Origin of the sequence: Paenibacillus sp. FSL K6-1122 (assembly GCF_037977015.1) — a bacterium.
Classification (GTDB): domain Bacteria; phylum Bacillota; class Bacilli; order Paenibacillales; family Paenibacillaceae; genus Paenibacillus; species Paenibacillus amylolyticus.
In genome coordinates, this window is the sequence record NZ_CP150272.1 from 719,775 (window position 1) to 733,829 (window position 14,055).

Here is a 14,055-nt window from a genome sequence, read left to right on the forward strand (position 1 = left end):
AAGCGAAGCGATCGCCTTTATCAACGGATTTCTCCTTTAGAGAGGAGAAGAAAAAATCTGGGGATAACAGCGATTGGAAGCTTGTTCTGGTTCGTAGTAGAGGTGTAAATTAACGTACCAATTATATAGAGAATGAAGAGAGAAGGGTTTGTGTGAATGCAACCGGAGGTTTGAAGCGCAGTTTCATCTTGACAGGGCTGTTGCTCGCGACATTTCTGTCAGCGATTGAAGGCACCGTAATTGGTCCGGCAGGGCCGACCATTGTCAGTGAGCTGGGGAGTGTACAGCTGCTGAGCTGGATTTTCACCGCATACCTGTTGACGATGGCTGTGAGTACGCCCATTTTCGGTAAAATCAGTGACCTGTATGGACGAAAGCCTGTATTTCTGATTGGCTGTGCCTTATTTTTACTGGGTTCACTCTTGTGCTGTCTGTCGCAGAACATGGAGCAATTGATTATTTTCCGTGCTATTCAAGGGATTGGTGCGGGTGCGGTAGTTCCTGTTACATTTACGATTATTGGGGACATTTATGCCATTGAAGAACGTGGCAAAATCCAGGGCTGGATTAGCTCCGTGTGGGGCATTTCATCTCTGGCGGGACCGCTGCTTGGCGGTTATTTTGTAGATAATCTGGGCTGGCAGTGGATCTTTGGTTTTAATGTGCCATTTGGTTTGCTTGCGATGTGGTTTGTATTTCGTTATCTGAAGGAAGATATCTCGCCGCGTACAGCCAAAATTGACTATGTCGGTGCGCTGACCTTCACGGTGGGCATTACTGCATTGTTATTTGTCCTGTCGGCGGGTGGGCAGTATTATGCCTGGAGTTCTCCGTTGATTGTTGTGCTGAGTGTGGTCGCCGCTCTGTTTATTATATTATTTTTTGTGGTGGAAAAAAGAGCTCAGGCCCCCATGGTTCCACTACATTTGTTCCGAATTCGGGACATCCGTGTGGCGAATATCGCCGGACTCCTGACCAGTACTTTGATGATCGGCCTGACCAGTTATTTGCCGCTCTGGGTGCAGGGGGTTCGGGGAGGTAATGCGACGGAATCCGGGCTGTTGCTCGCGCCGATGTCGGTGGGTTGGCTCATTGGTAGTGTGATGGCAGGCCGCCTGTTGATGAAAATTGGATCACGTATGACTGCATTGATTGGGTTAACCGGTATTGCGATTGGATCGGGTGGACTCTTTCTGGTGGGCGGGACATCCCCGCAGGCTGTGCTATTTATACTGACCTTTATATATGGTCTCGGTTTCGGGTTTGCGTTTACGATCTTCACCATTATTGCGCAGTCTTCAGTAGGGTATAAGGAGCGTGGCTCCTCTACGGCACTGCACACATTCATGCGTACGTTGGGACAGACGATTGGTGCAGCGGCTTTTGGCACGTGGTTGAACTATCGGATCTCCACGTTATCCAGTGAACAGAATCTGGCGGAGGCTGGAATTTCGGAGAATGATCTGAATGAACTGCTCGCACCACATACGGATGCAGCGCTATCTGATGACAAATGGGCGCTACTGCGTAACGTGCTGGAAGGAAGCCTGCATTCCCTGTTTGTCATTATGTTTGTCATTGCACTGGTCTCGTGGGTAACGACGCTTGCTCTACGCAAACGTTTAATTGTACCCGAAGATGCAGATGCTCCCCCGCAGCCACAAGGCTCAAAGTAAAAGTGGATGTATACGAAAAACCGGATTCGCCGATGTCAGGCAAATCCGGTTATTTTTGTTGGCACATGTGCGTGGACTAGAGTGTATCTTCAAACTCAGGCAAGCGATACGTTGGGGGATGTCCGGGTCTAAAGCATTTTGAAGTACAGGCTGGCTGATCCTGGTGAATCGTCCAGACGAATTTCTAAGGAACGGAGGACGTCTTATTTGACCTTCTGCTCCTCTTTCTCAATTGTAAGGAACATGAGACAACTTATTTCCCGAAATCACCTGAAAAACACGTTGTAAACGGCTGTTTATTCAAAGATAGCGTGTGTCAGATTCCTTAAAATGCTGCAAGCGCTTCAAACCCCTGAATAAGACGTCAAAGGTTCGTTAGCGCTCCCGCTTTCGACAGGTTTAAAGATACGCTCTAGTTGCTCGCTGATAAACGGTCTGCGGAATGTGCAAGCCTTCCCAAGAGTTCGGACAGCAATTCCTTGTCTTCCTCACTTAGTCCACTTACCGCCCGATCAATCTTCAACGCATAGCCTGGATAGATGTCATCCATGGTGCGCTGTCCTTCTTCGGTCAGTTCCACAAAGATGATACGTCTGTCTTGCGGACAATGTTTGCGGTGTAACAATCCTTTTTGCTCCAGCTTATCGATCACATAGGTCACATTACCACTTTGCAGCAGAAGTTGTGCGCCAACCTGTTGAATCGGCTGAGCTCCTTTCATATATAACACTTCGAGCACCCCGTATGCGGTGGGGTTGAAGCCATGCACTTTGCTTCCGGATACAGCGTGTTCATTCACGCTCTTGAATGTCTGGGCCAAGGTGCGGTACAGATGAAGTGAACGTTCGGTTCCGATTTCTTGTAATTCCAGCATGCTGATCCCGCCTTTTCAGATTAGTTTTATAAGTTGAAATGATGAAGAGGGGTCCTCTCCGTTATGCTGTTCATGTAAAAGATAATTTCAACTTATATGAGTTGGTTAGTTATGTTTGACGATTCAGGTTGTCGCCATGGTTTAATTGTAAACTTCTATTTCTACGAAAAACATGCGATATGTCACAAGATTTGCATTTTTAGCATTTAAAATTTGATCATTCATCATGCTGAAAAATCATCCTTCAGATGTCGCTTTTTCTCCGCCTCTGGCAGGAGGTCGAGTTAAGGGCTGCTCTATATAATGAGTTCATACTATGAATTGGAATATAATGGAGGAGAAGAAGGATGACAAGTGATTTAACGTTTGAAGGACAACGACCGCTGAAGAATAACCGATCTTTTGTAACATTGATGGTGGCACAGGCTATTTCCAATCTGGGTGATTGGCTGCATCTGCTCGCAATTCTGACCCTCGTGGGTATCCGCTGGAATGCAACGCCTTGGGAGATTACATTTGTCACACTTTCCGCAGCACTACCCATTCTGTTGACAGGGCCATTCGCAGGCACACTTGCAGATCGCCTGAACCGAAAATGGCTGATGATTGTCGCCGATGGTGCACGGGTTATCATCGTGGGTGCGTTAATTTTTGCTGATCAGATCTGGCACGTCTACATACTGCTTGTCCTCAAATCCTTGTTCGATGTCATGTTCTCTCCGGCCAAAAACGGAAAGCTGAAGGAAATTGTACCTCGGGAACAGCTTGCCCAAGCTGTATCCATCAGCTCGGTGATCGAACAGATGTCCAAAATTATTGGTCCGGCGCTTGGCGGACTTTTGGTAGCCGCTTTTGGCATTACCTGGTGTTTTGTTCTCGATTCAGCGTCTTTTCTGATCTCCGGCATCATTTTATTGTGGATTCCTGGAACTCGGGTGATCCAAACCGCAATTCATAACGTAACAGAAGTAGAGGAAGAGCCAGCTGGGGATGTTCGCAACCGCTCAAAAGGCTCTTTTTGGAAAGAAACACTGGAGGGTATCCGCATGCTTGCATCTCTCCCTCATGTAGGAACGTCTCTGATTTTGCTTGCTTCAGCCATACTTTTTCTGCAATTTGCCGATTCACAGACTGTGGTGTTATTCAGACAACTTCCCGGAATTTCAACTGATCTGCTGGGATGGTGCGTGGCAGCAAGTGGCGCAGGTACATTAATTGCAGCGATGAGTGTACGGAAGTGGAAGCATGCAGGGCATGTTTTGAAAATGGGTCTGGGTACCACACTTATGGGTCTGGTTATCGGCGGAGCCGGAGTTATTGTTGGGATTTGGCCGCACGCCGGGCTAGGTGCCAATCTGTTGTTAGTATCCCTCTTTGCCCTGGCAGGTGTCGGAATTGGGTTTGCGATTGTCCCCTTTCAGATCCTGTTGCAGGAACAAACACCTGAGGCGATGACAGGCAGGGTATTTGGAACGGTAGGCAGCGTGATGACAGCCAGTAACATTATGGGCCCGGTGGTAGGCGGATTCATGGTCACTTCATTTGGTGTAGTGCCGGCTTTTGTCTGTTCAGGCATTTTGCTGACCCTGCTTGGTTTGATTTATTTGATGAAACGTAGCGGGGAAAAAGCCGATCTGACTGGCTCCATTGAAGCCAAGACCATGATTGCAGGCGACTGAAAACAGGCCGGATCTGCTCAGGTTAGAACAGTTAAAATGAAGGTTTGAATTTACTTCAAATTTTAAGTTTATGATTAAAAAGCGTTTGAGTAAACGCCTTCACGTTTAATGAGGAACAGGCAGAAATCCCTGTATTCTAATTATTCCTAGGGGAAAACTCATATGCCTTGTCCCACCAACGCATTAGCGGAAAGGGGGTGAAGCAACTTGAATGTAAAGTTACCAAAATCGATTGTGCGTCTTGGAAGCATACCACTGGCAATACTTGCCGGGACTTTGATGCTGGGGTTTGGATCGTCACATGTATACGCAGACGAGGCTCAGGTATCTTCTGAAAAACCTTCCAGCGGATTGTCGCTCAGTTTGTTTTCACGTGATTCGGATGGCGGGTTGAACCTGACTCCGTCAGTATCGGTATCCACACCACTGCTGGATGTTGAAGTTCCGTCGATCAAAGCGAATGAATCGACAGGTAAGCTGAGTGTATCTGAGCTGAAAGTAGATACACCGCTTGGATCGGCCGGAACATCAGAGATTGGGATTGATGCGAAGAAGGGAACCGTCGAACTGCCGTCTGTACAGGCGGATACACCGGTGATCAAAGCCGATGTATCAAGCAGTCAGGTGAACCTCAACGAAGGTACAGCTTCCTTGCCTGGCGTTACCGCAGAGGTACCCGAGGTGATCAAGGCAGAGACGTCTGCTGTGAAAACAGATCTTCGGCAGGGCAAGGTTGAATTACCTTCCGTGAAGGTGGATGTACCTGAAGTTACTTCGGTCAATATCTCTTCATCCCGTGTGGATCTGAGTAAGGGAAATGTCCAGCTGCCATCTGTGGAAGCAGAAGTTCCAGTTGTAGACGTATCCGCTGAGCTCAATCCTGATCAGGAAAAGGTGGAGATTCCAAGTGTGAAGCCGGAACCGCCTGTAATCACTCCGGAAAAGCCGACGCTCGTCAAAACACCGAATGTTGAAACTTCCAATACGAGTGCACTCGCAGATCCTGTTTCACCACAGAACAACGAGGAAGGACAGGACGCAGTACAGGTTACGGGCAAAGTGGTGGAGGTCACCACGGAACTAGAAGTACGTCCAGAACAACCTGCTGTCCCGCAGGCATTATCTGTGGAAGGAACCGATCTGACGCAGGATTCGGATGTTAATGCAGGTTTGCCAGGTAACGAGTTATTCCTCGTAGATGAGACATCTGCTGCCCCAGCTGTCACTGAACAAGTGCAGAGTAACCAGGAAGCCGATCTGAAACAAGATGATGATGATGCAACATCTCCATTGCAGCCTCGCACAGAACGACCAACCAGTTGGTCTGTTGCAGTAACTTCTCCCGGAGCAGCTAATGCTTCCGCAGGGACAAGCTCCGGTTCGTCCGGTGTAACTGGAGGTGGAGCAACCGCTCCAGCCGCTGCACTTCCGGGAGCAACAACGGGTCTGGTTACGCCAGATTACGATTTTGCCTTCCGAATGGAACGGCTCGATGGGTTCAGTCAATGGTCACAGGCACCGCCGGGGCGGCCGCCGCAATATACCTCTTTCTCTTAGGCAACAATGGCGTTAATTCAACCAAAATTGAGAAGGAGTGTATATAATCATGAAAAAAGTGAATCGTTGGGTAAAATTGTCGGTATTGTCGGGTACGTTGGTGGCTGGATTGCTGGGAGCTTCGCAGGCAACTTACGCAGATAGCTATAGCAATAATAGCAGTGGTAATCTGGATCTGAATGCAGGTTTGCGTCTGGAGTTGGGATCTCTTCTGTCAGGACACCGTGACACAGGTTACGGTAACAATGGTAGCTACGGAGGTTCATCCAGTGCAACTGGAGCATTGAATCTGGATCTTGGCCTTAACGCCGGCTTATCTTCCGAGAGTATGAACCGTTACAATGATCGTTCTTCCGACCACACAGTTGAGCGTAGCAGTTCTGGCACGCTGGGCCTTGGCCTGAATGCCAATGTGTCGGGAGAAGGTACAACGATGAGCGACTATTCACGAGGCGGCGATGATCGGAACGTAAACAGCAGCTATGCGAGTGAAAGTCGTGGAGCGCTGGATCTCGGTCTGAACGTGAATGCCGAAGGTGAGAGTGCAACGATGGCTCAATCCGAACGCAGCAACAGCGTGAATGACCGTGAGCGTAACGTGAACAGCAGTTACGCGAGCGAAAGCCGCGGAGCGCTGGATCTCGGTCTGAACGTGAATGCCGAAGGTGAGAGTGCAACATGGACTCAATCTGAACGCAATAACAGCGTGAAAGACAGCGAGCGTAACACGAACAGCAGCTATGCGAGTGAAAGCCGTGGCGCACTGGATCTCGGTCTGAATGCAAAAGTCGAAGGAGAGAGTGCAACGATGACTCAATCTGAACGCAATAACAGCGTGAAAGACGGCGAGCGTAATGTGAACAGTAGCTATGCGAGCGAAAGCCGTGGAGCGCTGGATCTGGGTCTGAACGCGAAAGCTGAAGGTGAGAGTGCTACAGTAGCTCAAACTGAACGCAACAACAGCGTGAAAGACAGAGAGCGTAACACGAACAGCAGCTATGCGAGCGAAAGCCGCGGTGTACTAGATCTGGGTCTGAACGCGAAAGCAGAAGGAGAGAGTGCGACATGGACTCAATCCGAACGCAACAATAGCGTGAATGACCGTGAGCGTAACGTAAACAGTAGCACTGCGAGCGAAAGCCGTGGAGCACTGGATCTAGGTCTGAACGCGAATGCCGAAGGAGAGAGTGCAACGATGGCTCAATCTGAACGCAACAACAGCGTGAAAGACGGCGAGCGTAACACGAACAGTAGCTATGAGAGTGAAAGCCGTGGAGCACTAGATCTGGGTCTGAACGCGAAAGCAGATGCAGAGAATGAAACTACTCTTGTGGTGGAGACAAATCGGTAATATGAGATTTTCATTGTAATATGAAGAAGCAGGGGCTCCGGAACCCCTGCTTCTTTTTTATATAAAATTTGAAATAATATGCAAATAGACAAAAGTTTCAGTGTTATTGTTATAACAGTTGAATGGTACAACTAGTGGGGATTAATGAATGAATAGGGTGAGTGAGATGGAACGAAAAGTAACTAAATTCGGTAATAGTCTTGGATTAAAAATGACGGATGCCTTCAAACAAATTGGTCTTGAGCAAGGCGATATGGTTCAAATCGAAGTAAATCAGTCCAATGGGGAGATTATTATTAAAAAGTCTGCAAAAGTTAATTTGCCTAACGGAATCAGTAGTGATTTTATGGATACATTGGCTGATGTGATGGGTGAATATGATCAAACCTTGAAAGGTCTCAAGGACAGATGATCATGACCCGGTATTTGAGTATTCAAGAGGTTATTGCGATCAACGTCGCTATGATTAAGCGTTACAGTCCTGGAGAGCAGATTGGAGTTAAAGATTCTGATCTGCTTGAATCTGCGGTTGTAAGAGCACAATCACCAGCTTTTGGTAACGAAGCCTACCCATCTATATAGAAATGCTCAAAATGATCAAACATACAACCCGCAACTCGATTACAATAAAACATAAAGATTGAAATAAACGCCTGATCAGAACAGGGAGTGAATGATATGGGAACGGAATATAACAGTACAGCCATACAGGAGTCCATATTGGACGTACATATTACAGAGGCAGGATACGAGCCGGGACAATCAACCATACGCAATATTCGAATGAATGTGGCGCGAGGAGAATTGGTAGGTATTATCGGACCCAATGGTGCGGGCAAAAGTACCACAATCAAAACGCTTCTTGGTCTGCTGGAACATGCGAACTATGAAGTAACGATTGGGGGAGATGGTCGTTATGCCTATATCCCGGAGCAACCGGTTTTTTATGAATATATGACACTATGGGAACATCTTGATCTGGCCGCAGCGGCGTATGAAATGGAGGAAGAAGCTTTTGTTGCCCGAGCGGAGGAACTGTTGGTTCGTTTCGGTATGGACCACGTTCGGAATGATCTTCCAGCCAGTTTCTCAAAGGGCATGCGGCAGAAAATGATGTTGATGATCGGATTTCTGTCTTCACCGGATATCTATATTGTGGACGAGCCGTTCATCGGACTGGACCCTCGTGCAACCAAGGATTTTCTAAAATTACTTGATGATGAACGTCGCCGCGGCGCGGGTGTGCTTATGTCTACGCATGTACTGGATACCGCTGAACGAATCTGCGACCGGTTTATTCTGATTGCTTCGGGCAGATCGGCTGCCGAGGGAACATTGGATGAGATCCGTGAAGCGGCAGGATTGCCGGAAGCCTCTTTGTTTGACTGTTTCGATGTATTGACGTCTTAGATAGAGAAAGGGTGAGAGAGAATGGAAACTTCCCAGCGTTATACCCCACTTCGTTTATACAGACGAAGACGCAAAGAGCATTTCAAGGAACAGATGAAAAATCTCAGACTCGTCGTGGATTGGACAGTGTGGGTATACCTGCTTGTTCCGGGTCTGCTCTATCTGATTGGATGGTACACGAGTCTGTGGACCAAATCACTGCCTGCATGGGCGACAGGATTACCGCTCCCCGTACTGACTGGGCTGATTGACGTCGTTATGCTTACCGGTGGTGTGTTGATATTTGTGGAGGAAGCGGATGTATTGTTTTTGAAATCAAGACCGTTGTGGATGCGAACGCTAATGAGGCAAGGGCTCTACCGGTCCTGTCTGCAACATCTGGGCAAAATGATCCTGATTACAGCGCTGACCGCACCCCTGTGGTCCCGTGTCTATGAGATGTCGAATCTCCAGATTGCACTTATGGCTGTCTGGTTTGGTGCGGTAGCTTCATTCCAAGCCATAACACTACATATGACGAAGGTTCGACATACAGGATGGCGACGCTGGATTCAGATGATCCCTCTCGTCATAGGCATAGGTTATATGACCATTAATGCGACATCATGGATGCAGGGACAGACGTGGAAAATCAGTTTTGGAATCGTAATTAGCATGCTTCTTCTAATTACAGTTGGACAGATGAGGCTATTGATGAAGGGAACGTTTGAAGGGGATGTGCGGGAGGATCTGCGGAGCAGGCTGCAACTTACAGCTCTAATGTTAAGTCGGGCGGTGAGCAAGCCGAAAGCCCCACGAACACGGTCCATCATCTTCCGCAAACCGCGTAAACTGTTACGCAATCGTTCCATCGCGAATCGGACAGCAGAGATTGCGTTCAAGGCATTTTTCAGGAACTCGGGCACGATGAAATTGTATCTGCAGCTTGGCGGACTATCCATCGCAGCAGTTGCCTTACCACCTTTTCCGGTCAATATCATCGTGTGTGCATTATTGATTATCATGTTAACGGTGATGTTTTATCGCTCCTGGGATGTGTTTGCAGCGTCCGACTACGTTCAGCTTATAACATATGACTCGGAGGCGCTGCATCTTGCAGGTTCAATGATGGTTCGGATGTTGTTTGTCCCGATTGGTATTCTTATGGGATTCACGCTGGGATTGGCTTGGCTCGGCTGGATCGTCGGTATTCTGACAGCTGCAGGTGCGGTGGCCTTCGGACTATGTGTGTTATCAATTGCCGGATGGGTTCGGCTGACCAAGGCCTAAAGGAATTCCTTTCTAATTCGGAGCATATCGTGCGCTATATCTGCCCATGCTATAGAAGAAGAATCTCATCTATGGATGATGAGAGATTAGCTGTAGCAAGGAGGAAGAGACGATGATGGATAATAGCGAACTACAGGTGCACTTTTCAGACGATTCAGCGTTGAATGCCGCCAGGGCAACCTTGGAGGAATTGGGATATAAGCCGTATCAGTCCGGCCCGCTGGAACTGTACATCCCCACAGATCGCCAAGATCCTCAGTCTGCCGTAGAGATTGTACAATCTCATGGAGGAAGTGCCGTATTTGCCTCACAAACGGAAGAGCTGGATCAGTTTCAGAATATATCGATTCCGGCTCATCTCGTGAATGAAGACTGGCATGAGGGTTATGCGAGCCAAAACCAGGGAAGCCAGACGGAGCAAGGTAGACATAACTATAGCGATGACCCGACATACGATGATTCGGCTGATGGATTTTCAGGCAGTGTGAAAGCATAGAAGCATCACAAGTTAAGAGCAGTTGGAGCCAATTTTTCTAAAATGGAACAATGCCCAAAAACCCCGATCGTCCACAATAGTGGATATCGGGTTTTTGGGCATCTGAGCTAATTCATTATCGGGTTAAAAGGTGTAATACCTAGTAGTGAGAGTTCAAAAAGTTCGGTTTTCAGTACCGAGAAGATGGAATGAAGCTAGAAATGGAGTAGCGGAGCGTAGGGAAAACTACGTGAGCAACTACAATGTTTCTGAAGGAAACATACTTCGTAAGCATCAACCTATTTCGGCTGAATTTCATATTCGATGCTGATGATGCCATTAGGCATGATTCGTAATCAAAAGCGGACTTTTTGAACAACCTCTATTACGATGTAACGTGTTTATATTCAGCCGCATGCATGCCAGCCGTATATCCCGTGGAGAAAGCAGCAGTGATATTATACCCTCCGGTGTAACCGTGAATATCCAAAACTTCACCGCAAAAGAATAGTCCAGGCAGCAGCTTGGATTCCATTGTTTTTGGGTATATCTCCTTTAAGTGGATTCCTCCCCCAGTAACAAAGGCTTCTTTGAGCGATCTCGTTCCGTCAGCACGGAAGGTAAAAGCTTTCATTAGCCCACACAAGTTGCTTAACATACCTTTGGGAAAATGGTGGAACGTGAGGTCATCGCTGATCTCTGCCCGTTTCATCATTAAGGGAATCATACGTTCAGGAACCCATGTTTTTAAAATGTTTTTGACAGCCTTGCGGGATTCTTGTTCCAATACTTGTTGCACCTGTGCTTCCAATGCACCTGGGGACAGCTCCGGGAACAGATCAATGCTCATAATGACCTGTGGGTTTCCAGACTTCATCTGAACCTTGCGGATAAATTGGCTGCAGCGCAGTGCGACGGGTCCGGACACTCCAAAATGCGTGAAGATCATATCCCCGCGATGGGAGATGACTGTTTTTCCTTTGGCATCCACTACGGATAGAGCGATATCCCTCAAAGACAAACCTTGCAGTTCTTTGGACTGAATCCAACTCTCTCCAGACACAATGGGCACTTCGGTCGGATATAACTCCGTTATCGTGTGGCCCGCAGCCTCAGCCCAAGGATAACCATCTCCGGTAGATCCGGTTTGAGGTACGGACTTGCCGCCGGTAGCGATGATGACAGAGCGCCCAAGAATGGTTTTACCGGATATCAATTTAACACCCTGTATCTGCTGACCGTTCTGAATAATTTCCTTGACCGGTTCTTTGGTGCGAATCTCAACGCCGAGGGAGACAATCTTGCCTACCAGCGCATCCACAACTGTTTTCGCTTTATCGGTTACAGGGAACATTCTGCCGTTGTCTTCTTCTTTCAGGGCAATTCCGAGATTCTCGAAGAAACGCATGATTCCCTGGTTGTCCAGATTTTGAAACGAACTATATAAAAAGCGTCCATTACCCGGAATATGTCGGATGAGTTCATCCGTTTCCTTGGCATTGGTTACATTGCATCGACCTCCGCCAGAGATACCTAGTTTACGACCCAGTTGATCTCCTTTATCCAGCAGAAGCACGGAGGCTCCATGCTCGGCAGCAGCAACGCAAGCCATCAGGCCCGCAGATCCACCACCAATTACAATGACATCATACATATGTTATTACCCTCTTTTTTCATTGATTTTGTCTGTTTTACGTAAAATGTGTCTACTCCTGGCTTTTTCTGAAATATAATGGAGTTATGAGCAGTTCTATTGTGCAGTCTTAAGGGATATATTGTAATATACTGTCGCCTATGTTTTAATCAGAAATACATGAGGGAATGTGCAGGCAGAGGAGGAGATGGCATTGTGGTTGCGTTAAAGGACATGCTTTTACAAGTACTGCTGGCAGGGTCGGCGGTATTTCTGATTCCCTTATTCCGTCTGGTACTCTCCAAGCGGGTTATTGCCAGAATGGAACATGCCGGAATCGTTCATACCAGTTTTGCTGTGACAAGTGTCGCGAGCATGTTATTGTGTCTGCTGTTTGCGCTCTATGCAAGCCCGGTGGCCGTACCCATATCATTAAGCATCGTACCTGTGATACTTGTTATTTTGTATTGTAAGTCCGCTATAGGCGTAACGCTGTCCATTCTACATATTCTCTTCTATTTTCTTTTTGCGCATCCCTATGATCTGTACGGATTTCTCCTTCATACGGGCATTCTTCTCTATCCTATTGTATGGTTGTCTGCCAAACGATTCAAGCATAATACACCTTCACGCAAAATGGCGATCCTCATCATCCTGATTACAATGGAACTGGTTGTAACGAGTCTGTTATGGATCGCATCCCTCCAGAATGAATCCACATACTCTGCGACCTACATGATACTTACAGCACTTGGATATACCGCTGGAGCCATTGTTGCGGGTAGTCTGAGTCTGCTATGGCTGGAACGGATGAAGCACTATCGCGGGCTGGAACAGCATCTCTCGGAAGTCCACCACCGATACATAGCCGAAACGGAGAAACTTCATCAGATTCTGAACGCAGTGCCTCTCTCCATTGCTACCGTAGATAAACAAGGCACAGTGATGTTTGTCAATGAGATGATGGAGCAAACGGCAAGGGAGCAACTACCTTGTACCTCCACGCCTGATCTCATTGGACAGCCTGCCAGTCAATTTGTTGAACAAGGTCAGGCGGACAAGATGGATAAAAGCATTCGCAGAGCCGTCGTTCATGGTGAGATTAGTGGGTTGACCGTTCGTTACGGTGCATACGTATTTCAATCCCGAACGGTACCGATTTATGCCTTTTCAACAGAGTCTGCGAGAGAAGTTACAGGAGCCATGCTGATCATCCAGGATATCACGGAGCTTGAGATGTTGCGAAGTGAACTGGATAATGTGGATCGTCTCAGTCTGGTGGGGCAGATGGCTGCAAGCATTACGCATGAGGTGCGTAATCCAATGGCGGTTGTGCGGGGTTTTCTTCAACTCATGCAGGAAAAGAGTCCTGATTCCCTCGATCACTATTACCGGATCGTTCTGGAAGAGCTGGACCGAGCCAACAGTATCATTAATGATTTCTTGTCTTTGGCTCAGAATCGTATTGCCGAGAAAGAAGAATCCCAGCTGCACGACATCATCCATGAACTCAGTCCGTTGTTATGGGCGGATGCGAACCTGCGTGGTCAGAGTATTGAACTCATGTTGGCCCATAATGTGCCAAAGCTGCATCTCAATTCTAAGGAAATCAAACAGGTGGTGTTGAACCTGGCCCGTAACGGGATGGAAGCCATGAATGAGAAGGGTGTGCTTACGCTGGAGACGCGGATAGTGGATGATAAGGTGGAACTGTGTGTACGTGACACAGGACCTGGTCTACCCAGTGTGAAGAAGGAAAAGCTGTTTGAACCTTTCTATACGACAAAAGCCAAGGGAACCGGACTTGGATTGTCCATGTGCCTGAGTATTGTGGAACGACATAATGGAACCATTACTGTGGAATCGGAGGAAGGCCAGGGCACAACCTTCAAAGTGGCATTTGAACGTTAGTCATTCAGCATATTTTGCCAGACATTGAGACATAATATTATGGAAGAAGCCTTTCCGCAGGCGGTTTCTGAATCTTGCTTTCATTGCTTATGGATGTATAATAGGAATAGCACATCATTACATCCATAATGTTCGATATGAATGTAACGTTGTTTTGGAGAGTTTATTGGCCTTTAATTCTATCGAGATCATAGAACAACTATTTATAAGGAGTGAAACC

General features: G+C 47.5%; 12 protein-coding genes. 10 read left to right on the top strand and 2 right to left on the bottom strand.

Annotated features, from left to right (window positions below; all coding sequences use genetic code 11):
- The first annotated feature begins 170 nt into the window (after positions 1 to 170).
- Positions 171 to 1,676, top strand: coding sequence for an MDR family MFS transporter (locus NSQ20_RS03330; protein WP_340032986.1), 1,506 nt, complete (start codon positions 171 to 173; stop codon positions 1,674 to 1,676).
- Between the two features lie 412 nt (positions 1,677 to 2,088).
- On the opposite strand, the gene NSQ20_RS03335 is transcribed toward NSQ20_RS03330, so the two are convergent.
- Entirely contained in the window at positions 2,089 to 2,550 is a 462-nt protein-coding gene (locus NSQ20_RS03335) for a MarR family transcriptional regulator (RefSeq protein ID WP_338590645.1), read from the bottom strand.
- Positions 2,551 to 2,897: 347 nt separating this feature from the next.
- Between NSQ20_RS03335 and NSQ20_RS03340 the strand changes: the two genes are divergently transcribed.
- The 8 genes from NSQ20_RS03340 (at position 2,898) to NSQ20_RS03375 (ending at position 10,312) form a co-directional block, all read left to right on the top strand.
- Positions 2,898 to 4,229 (top strand): MFS transporter, encoded by a 1,332-nt coding sequence (locus tag NSQ20_RS03340; protein WP_340031809.1) that lies wholly within the window; start codon positions 2,898 to 2,900, stop codon positions 4,227 to 4,229.
- 207 nt (positions 4,230 to 4,436) lie between these two features.
- A complete protein-coding gene (locus tag NSQ20_RS03345; protein WP_340031810.1) occupies positions 4,437 to 5,786 on the top strand; it encodes a hypothetical protein in 1,350 nt (449 codons plus the stop codon).
- A gap of 49 nt (positions 5,787 to 5,835) precedes the next feature.
- Positions 5,836 to 7,137: a hypothetical protein gene (locus NSQ20_RS03350; RefSeq protein WP_340031811.1), complete on the top strand. Its 1,302-nt coding sequence runs from the start codon at positions 5,836 to 5,838 to the stop codon at positions 7,135 to 7,137.
- A 148-nt stretch (positions 7,138 to 7,285) separates the two neighbouring features.
- Complete coding sequence (locus NSQ20_RS03355; RefSeq protein ID WP_315373177.1) at positions 7,286 to 7,549, top strand: AbrB family transcriptional regulator; 264 nt, start codon at positions 7,286 to 7,288, stop codon at positions 7,547 to 7,549.
- Between the two features lie 2 nt (positions 7,550 to 7,551).
- Entirely contained in the window at positions 7,552 to 7,719 is a 168-nt protein-coding gene (locus NSQ20_RS03360; RefSeq protein ID WP_315373176.1) for a hypothetical protein, read from the top strand.
- Between the two features lie 96 nt (positions 7,720 to 7,815).
- Complete coding sequence (locus NSQ20_RS03365) at positions 7,816 to 8,547, top strand: ABC transporter ATP-binding protein (RefSeq protein WP_340031812.1); 732 nt, start codon at positions 7,816 to 7,818, stop codon at positions 8,545 to 8,547.
- Positions 8,548 to 8,568: 21 nt separating this feature from the next.
- Positions 8,569 to 9,816 carry an ABC transporter permease gene (locus tag NSQ20_RS03370; protein WP_340031813.1) on the top strand — a complete coding sequence of 416 codons (1,248 nt, stop codon included), beginning with the start codon at positions 8,569 to 8,571 and terminating at the stop codon, positions 9,814 to 9,816.
- Between the two features lie 112 nt (positions 9,817 to 9,928).
- Positions 9,929 to 10,312, top strand: coding sequence for a hypothetical protein (locus NSQ20_RS03375; RefSeq protein ID WP_053061432.1), 384 nt, complete (start codon positions 9,929 to 9,931; stop codon positions 10,310 to 10,312).
- A 364-nt stretch (positions 10,313 to 10,676) separates the two neighbouring features.
- Here NSQ20_RS03375 and NSQ20_RS03380 read toward each other — a convergent pair whose 3' ends face one another.
- Entirely contained in the window at positions 10,677 to 11,945 is a 1,269-nt protein-coding gene (locus NSQ20_RS03380; RefSeq protein WP_338707706.1) for an NAD(P)/FAD-dependent oxidoreductase, read from the bottom strand.
- Between the two features lie 195 nt (positions 11,946 to 12,140).
- Between NSQ20_RS03380 and NSQ20_RS03385 the strand changes: the two genes are divergently transcribed.
- A complete protein-coding gene (locus NSQ20_RS03385; protein ID WP_340031815.1) occupies positions 12,141 to 13,835 on the top strand; it encodes an ATP-binding protein in 1,695 nt (564 codons plus the stop codon).
- The last annotated feature ends 220 nt before the right edge of the window (positions 13,836 to 14,055 follow it).

Bases quoted from the DNA above. Each gene is read 5' to 3' on its own strand.
- NSQ20_RS03335 (WP_338590645.1), bottom strand. From the start codon at position 2,550: ATGCTGGAATTACAAGAAATCGGAACCGAACGTTCACTTCATCTGTAC.
- NSQ20_RS03340 (WP_340031809.1), top strand. From the start codon at position 2,898: ATGACAAGTGATTTAACGTTTGAAGGACAACGACCGCTGAAGAATAAC.
- NSQ20_RS03350 (WP_340031811.1), top strand. From the start codon at position 5,836: ATGAAAAAAGTGAATCGTTGGGTAAAATTGTCGGTATTGTCGGGTACG.
- NSQ20_RS03355 (WP_315373177.1), top strand. From the start codon at position 7,286: ATGAATAGGGTGAGTGAGATGGAACGAAAAGTAACTAAATTCGGTAAT.
- NSQ20_RS03360 (WP_315373176.1), top strand. From the start codon at position 7,552: ATGACCCGGTATTTGAGTATTCAAGAGGTTATTGCGATCAACGTCGCT.
- NSQ20_RS03365 (WP_340031812.1), top strand. From the start codon at position 7,816: ATGGGAACGGAATATAACAGTACAGCCATACAGGAGTCCATATTGGAC.
- NSQ20_RS03370 (WP_340031813.1), top strand. From the start codon at position 8,569: ATGGAAACTTCCCAGCGTTATACCCCACTTCGTTTATACAGACGAAGA.
- NSQ20_RS03375 (WP_053061432.1), top strand. From the start codon at position 9,929: ATGATGGATAATAGCGAACTACAGGTGCACTTTTCAGACGATTCAGCG.
- NSQ20_RS03380 (WP_338707706.1), bottom strand. From the start codon at position 11,945: ATGTATGATGTCATTGTAATTGGTGGTGGATCTGCGGGCCTGATGGCT.